At 63.5% G+C, this 6,521-nt stretch carries 5 protein-coding genes; 3 read left to right on the forward strand and 2 right to left on the reverse strand.

From position 1 onward, the window contains the following. Nucleotides 1-5 precede the first annotated feature (5 nt). Nucleotides 6-1,670: an energy-dependent translational throttle protein EttA gene (ettA, locus tag B2Z70_RS13225; RefSeq protein ID WP_292983845.1), complete on the reverse strand. Its 1,665-nt coding sequence runs from the start codon at nucleotides 1,668-1,670 to the stop codon at nucleotides 6-8. Nucleotides 1,671-1,838: 168 nt separating this feature from the next. On the opposite strand from ettA, the gene B2Z70_RS13230 reads away from it, so the two are divergent. Together B2Z70_RS13230 and B2Z70_RS13235 are read left to right on the forward strand one after the other, a co-directional pair. Beyond that, on the forward strand, nucleotides 1,839-3,284 hold the full coding sequence (locus B2Z70_RS13230) for a M61 metallopeptidase family protein (RefSeq protein WP_292983847.1): 1,446 nt from the start codon (nucleotides 1,839-1,841) through the stop codon (nucleotides 3,282-3,284). A gap of 69 nt (nucleotides 3,285-3,353) precedes the next feature. Further along, a complete protein-coding gene (locus tag B2Z70_RS13235) occupies nucleotides 3,354-4,109 on the forward strand; it encodes an SIMPL domain-containing protein (protein WP_292983849.1) in 756 nt (251 codons plus the stop codon). Between the two features lie 3 nt (nucleotides 4,110-4,112). Here the strand turns inward: B2Z70_RS13235 and B2Z70_RS13240 are convergent, their stop codons facing one another. Then, nucleotides 4,113-4,472: a hypothetical protein gene (locus B2Z70_RS13240; RefSeq protein WP_009801518.1), complete on the reverse strand. Its 360-nt coding sequence runs from the start codon at nucleotides 4,470-4,472 to the stop codon at nucleotides 4,113-4,115. A gap of 147 nt (nucleotides 4,473-4,619) precedes the next feature. Here B2Z70_RS13240 and B2Z70_RS13245 point away from each other — a divergent pair. Continuing rightward, nucleotides 4,620-6,521 (forward strand): S9 family peptidase (locus B2Z70_RS13245; RefSeq protein ID WP_292983851.1); only part of this gene is annotated, 1,902 nt, incomplete at its 3' end.

A 6,521-nucleotide genomic window follows, 5' to 3' on the forward strand; every position in this document is an offset into this window, starting at 1 on the left:
AGCTCTTAGCGTTCGAACTTCTGGAACTTCACGCGCTTGGGCACCAGGGCGTCATCGCCCAGGCGGCGCTTCTTGTCGGCCAGATAGTCGGTGAACGAGCCTTCGAACCATTCCACATGGCTGTCGCCTTCAAAGGCGAGGATGTGGGTGGCGATCCGGTCGAGGAAGAAGCGATCGTGCGAGATCACCACGGCGCAGCCGGGGAAGTCCTCGAGCGCGGCTTCCAGGGCCGACAGGGTTTCAACGTCGAGATCGTTGGTCGGTTCGTCGAGGAGGAGCAGGTTGCCGCCCTCCTTGAGCATCTTGGCGAGGTGCACGCGGTTGCGCTCACCGCCGGACAGGATGCCGACCTTCTTCTGCTGGTCGCCGCCCTTGAAATTGAACGCGCCCACATAGGCCCGGCTCGGCACTTCCTGCTCGCCCAGCATGATCATGTCATTGCCGTCGGAAATCTCTTCCCAGACCGTCTTGTTGGGGTCGAGCGCGTCACGCGACTGGTTCACATAACCCAGTTTCACGGTCTCGCCGAGGGTGACAGACCCGCTATCGGGCTGCTCGTCGCCGACGATCATCTTGAACAGGGTGGTCTTACCCGCGCCGTTCGGACCGATCACCCCCACAACGCCGCCCGGCGGCAGTTTGAAGTCGAGATCGTTGATCAGCAGGCGATCATCAAAGCCTTTCGACACATGGTCGAACTCGACCACATTGCCCCCGAGGCGCGGGCCCGGGGGAATGCGGATGACGGCGGTCGAGATCTTTTCCTTCTCCGCCGCGTCCCGCTTTTCCTCATAGGACTTGATACGCGCCTTGGACTTGGCCTGACGCGCTTTCGGCGCGGCGCGGATCCATTCCAGTTCGCGAGCCAGAGCGCGCTGCTTGGCGCCCTCTTCGCGGGATTCCTGCTCGAGGCGTTTGGCCTTCTGCTCCAGCCAGTCCGAATAGCCGCCCTTGTAAGGCACGCCCTGACCGCGATCGAGTTCGAGAGTCCAGGTGGTGATGGCATCCAGGAAGTAACGGTCGTGGGTGACGATCAGAACGGCGCCGGGATAGTTCTCCAGGTGATTCTGGAGCCAGGCGACGCTTTCGGCATCGAGGTGGTTGGTCGGTTCGTCGAGCAGCAGCATGTGCGGCTTGGACAGAAGAAGCTGGCAGATCGCCACGCGGCGGCGCTCACCGCCCGAGAGGTTCGTCACATCCGCATCCGGCGCCGGGCAGCGCAGGGCGTCCATGGCCATCTCGATCTTGGAATCGATGTCCCACGCATCACGCGCATCGACCTGCTCCTGCAGCTCGGTCATCTTCTCCATCAGCTCGTCGGAGTAATCCTCAGCAAGCTGCATGGCGATGGCGTTGTAGGCGTCATAGATCTGCTTGTCCTCAGACCCCTCAATGACGTTCTCCCACACGGTCTTGTCGGGGTTGAGCTTGGGCTCCTGCGGCAGATAGCCCACGCGCACGCCCTTTTCCGCCCAGGCCTCGCCGGTGAAGTCATTGTCCTGACCGGCCATGATGCGCAGCAGCGAGGATTTACCTGCGCCGTTGACGCCCACGACGCCGATCTTGGCGTCCGGCAGGAAGTGCAGCGAGATGCCGGAGAAGACCTGTTTCCCGCCGGGATAGGTCTTCGCCAGATTGTCCATGTGATAGACGTATTGATACGCGGCCATAGGCGCAGCGCTCCATTGATGAGGGGCTGAAACTTTGCGCCCGCTATACCGGAGATAGGGGGGCGGATGCAATCGGGGCTGTAGGCCAGACCGCGCAACGCTTTCCAGAGTGTAACGTGAAACCGCGCGAGCGACGTGTCAGGCTTTCCCCAAACGGGGGAGATGCTCATGAACGCCTTGATCGCGCTGGCGCTGGCCGCCGCGCAGCAGACCGCCCTGCCGAACTCGGTTTCGGTCAGCCGGACCGGGGAGGACTGGAGCTCGGTCACCATCACGCTGGGCTTTGACGCGGAGGCGGGCGACAGCCTCGCCTTGCGCTTCCCCGAGCAATGGGGACCCGCGGAAAACCTGACGCAGCTTGTCAGCGAAGTACGCGTCAGCGGCCCGGATGGGCCTCTGGCGTTCGAGCGGGCTGGCGCGTCCCTGTCTGTAACCGCCCTGCCCGCTGGCCCGATCGAGGTCCGCTATGACATCGCGCAGGATTATGAGGGTGAACCGCAATGGGGCGCACAGCGCCTGCCCGGCATGCGGCCCGTCCTGCAGCCGGACTACGCCTTCTTTGCGGGCGGCGCGGTGCTGCCGGACTTTGAGGGGGCAATAAATGAAGTCCGCGTCAGCCTGCCTGAGGACGGCGCGTTCAACCGTCCTGTTGATGAGGCAGGCGAAAGCGCGCCCCTCTCTTACACTGCGCTGACCAACGGCCTGTTCGCTTTTGGGGCGTTCCGGATGGAGACAACGGATGTTGACGGCCTTGCCCTTCGCTCTGCGATCCGTGGAGACTGGGCGCTCGATGACACGACCTTGCATGCCGTGACAGCGGACACGCTGGAGCAGGCGGCAAGCCTGTTTGAGGACCCGGCGTTTGCGCAATACTTCGTCATGGTGACGCCGCTGCCGGATCTGCCCCAGGGCTCGGCGGTGATCGGGTCAGGCTTTGATGAGGCCTTCTTCCTGCTCGCCACGCCCAATGCCGATCCTGAAAACCTCATCCACACGATCACCCATGAAGTCCTGCACGAATGGATTCCGCGCCGGGCCGGTCAGACCGATGAGGCGACCGATCCTGCCCGCGCCTGGTTCACCGAAGGCTTCACCGAGTATTTCACCCAGCGCCTGCTCCTTGAGACCGGCCGCATCACGCTTGATGAGTTCGCGGCCAACATGGATGCGTTGTGGACGGCGTACAGGACATCGGACGTGAACACCCTGCCCGCCGAGGCGCTCAATGAGCGCCTGTTTGACAGCGAACAGACCGAGCGCCTGCCCTATCAGCGCGGCGCCTTGCTGGCGCTTCATTGGGACACGATCCTGAAAGCGGAGGGCGATGAAGGCCTGACCCGCGTGCTCGCCAATCTCATTGACCGCGCCGACGCACTGGAAGCGGAGGGACACGCGCGCACCCTGTCAGACACCGCGCTGCACGCCGCCCTGCGCGACGCGCTCGGCGAGCGGTTCGACGCCGATTACCAGCACTACATCGTTGAGGGCGGGCTGATCGATCTGCGCACGCTGACCCTGCCTGAGTGCCTGGAAGCCGACGCCCACGCCCATCTGCGGATCAAGCCGGGTTATGGGGCGCTTGAGGCGTGTGCGGCGGGGATTGTGGGGAAATAGTCGCGAGCCACTCAGGGCATTCTCAAGAGCCGAAAATGGCGTATGGTTTCTCCAATAGGGGGAAATCACATGAAACGGCTCATTCTTCCAGCCCTGCTTCTGGCCAGCCCGCTCCTTGCCGCCTGCGAGCCTGAAACGCCGCGCACGGTGACAGTGACCGCCGAAGGGTGGGCAGTGGAACCCGCGCACTATGCTGTGGTCGAAGTTCACCTCGGCGCACGCGCAGAGACTCAGGCTGAGGCTTTAGAACAAGCGCAAGCCCTTTTCACGACGTTAAACAGTCAATTGCCCCGATTAGAAGGCATGGAGAGCTTCGCCCTGAGCACTCAAGAACTTGATATTCAGCAAGACTGCCCAAGGGGCCAGAACCGCAATATCTACAGGGGGGCACCATGCGAGGCGGAGGGATATGTGGTGACTCAACGCATCACAATTACAATGTCGCCGGCAGCTCTAGCTGGAAACATGGCGAGCCTTGCCAACGAGCTGGGCGCAGCCGATGCCAGCATTTACGACTTTCTCGCTGGAGATGCGGAGAGCGTTGACAGAAGAGCGTTGCAGGATGCCTTGGCGAACGCCCAGCACAGCGCCAATGCCTTGGCTGAGGCCTCCGGTCTCGAGCTTGGGGACATCATCTCCATTCAACCCGCATACGGGCGCGTAGATGTGAATCGCAGGCGTGTTGATGAGGAAACAATCACCGTAACCGCGCAGATGCGCGCGCCCGTTCAAGAATTGGATATCTCGCCCTCGGATATCCGGGCAGGTTCAGAAATCACCGTCGTCTTCGAACTCGTCGATCCGGTCCCAGCCTCTAACGACTAACCCCTACTCCGGCCGCTCCACATTCGCGCAGGCGTATTCGGCGATATGGCCGGAGATGGCGTTCGGGTCGATGGGCTCGAAATGGTAATTGCGGTGGTCCGCGTTCATCTCGTCCACCGTATGGCCCTGCCCCAGATAACGCACGAGGCCCTCGCGGCAGTTGATCTCGCGCTGCACGAAGGTCTCCCCGCGACGGCCCACGCGGCGGGTGACGATCTCCAGATTGCCGCCGCGGATCGGCACCAGCATCAGCACGTCATAGCGCGCCGCCGGATCATTCGGCACGTCGATCACGGGGAAACGCTGGGCCTGCGCACTGACGGCGAGGCTGGCGGAGAGGGCGAGAGTGACGAGTACAGGCATGGACGCCTCCCAGAAATTGAACGCTTCCGGACATTCTCAGTCTCGCCGAAGAATGCTTAAGATCAGTTACGAGGCCGCCCTGACATTGTCCCCCGCGCGAGCTGCCTGTAGCTTCGCGCCCGACAGAACAAGAGAAGGGGAGTTCTCATGCGCCACGCCCTGTCCACCTGCGTGTGCCTGCTGGCCTTGATCGCCTGCGCGCCATCCACAGACATCCAGGCCTCCGAGCCCGCAGACCCGGCGGCCCTGAGCATTGATGATGTGTTCGGCAGCGCGAACCTCGCCGGCGCCACGCCGCGCGGCCTGCGCTTTTCACCCGATGGCGAGCGCGTGACCTTCCTGCGCCCCAAGGATGACGACCGCACGGTGACCGATCTCTGGGCGATGGATCTCAGCGATGGCCGGACCTACATGCTGGTTGATTCCGCCGTGCTGGCGCCCGATGAGCGGGAGCTGTCCGAAGCCGAGATCCAGTATCGCGAGCGCGCCCGCATCTCCACCTCCGGCGTCGTCAGCTATGACTGGGACGAGACGGGTGAAGCCATCCTCGTGCCGCTCGATGGCGATGTCTTCTATGTGGATGTGAACACCGGCGAGGCCGAGCGCCTGATGCAGACCGAGGCGTTCGAAACCGACGCCCGCGTCAGCCCGGACGGGTCCTATGTGAGCTTCATCCGCGACCAGAACCTCTGGGTGCACGATCTTGAAACCGGCGAGGAGCGCGCCCTGACCACCGAGGGCGGCGATGCGATCAGCTGGGGCGTCGCCGAATTCGTCGCCCAGGAAGAGATGAGCCGTTACACCGGCTATTGGTGGAGCCCGGATGGCCGCTATATCGCCGCGGCGCGCATTGACGAGACCCCGGTCGAGATCGTGCCCCGCTTCGGCATCAACGCCGAGGGCGTCACCATCACCGACCAGCGCTATCCGCGCGCGGGCACGCCGAACGTGCTGATCGAGCTGCATGTCATCGATGTGGCCACCGGCGAACGGACGCAGGTCGATCTCGGGGAAGAGACCGACATCTATCTCGCCCGGGTGAACTGGAGCCAGGACAGCGGCACGCTGTACGCCCAGCGCCAGAACCGCGCCCAGACCGTGCTCGACATTCTGGCCGCGAGCCCGGAGACCGGCGCGACCGAGACCGTCCTCACCGAGCAGAACGACGCCTGGATCAACCTCACCAATGATTTCCGCGCGCTCGAGGATGGCGGCTTCCTGTGGACCTCCGAACGCACGGGCTTCCGGCACATCTATCATGTGAGCGCGGACGGCGCGGTGCGCCCCCTGACCTCGGGCGAGTGGGTGGTCGATGATATCGCGGGCCTGTCCGAAGACGGCGCGACGGTCTATTTCGAAGGCTGGGTGACGAGCCCGCTCGAGCGTCATCTGTACGCCGTGCCCTTTGAGGGCGGCGAGCCGGTCCAGATCACCGAAGGCGAAGGCCGCTGGAGCGTGAGCCTCGGTCAGGGCGGCACGGGCTTTATCGGCAGCTATTCCGATCCCGACACCCCGCCCCAGACCGCGCTCTACGACATTTCCGGCGAGCGCGTGGCCTGGATCGAGGAAAACACCATCGATGAAGACCACCCCTATGCGCCCTTCCTCGCGAGCCATCTGGTTCCCGAATTCGGCACGGTCCTCGCCGATGACGGCGCAACCGAGCTCTACTGGTCCATGCTCAAGCCGGACCACTGCTCGGCGGCCAATCCGTGCCCGGCCATCGTGCAGGTCTATGGCGGCCCGCACGTCCAGACCGTGTCCAAGGGCTGGGTCGGCGCGCGCGATCAGCTGTTCGCGGACGAGGGCTATATCCTCTTCAAGCTCGACAATCGCGGCAGCTGGAATCGCGGCCTCGCCTTTGAAGCGGAGCTCCATGACCGCATGGGCACGGTCGAGGTGCGCGACCAGCTGACGGGGCTCGATTACCTTGAAAGCCTGGATTTCGTGGACAATGACCGCATCGGTCTGTGGGGCTGGTCCTATGGCGGCTACATGACGCTGAAGCAGTTGCAGGCCGATCCGGGTCTCTACGCTGCAGGCATCAGC

The organism is Oceanicaulis sp. UBA6590 (assembly GCF_002433705.1).
In the GTDB taxonomy this organism is placed as follows: Bacteria; Pseudomonadota; Alphaproteobacteria; order Caulobacterales; family Maricaulaceae; genus Oceanicaulis.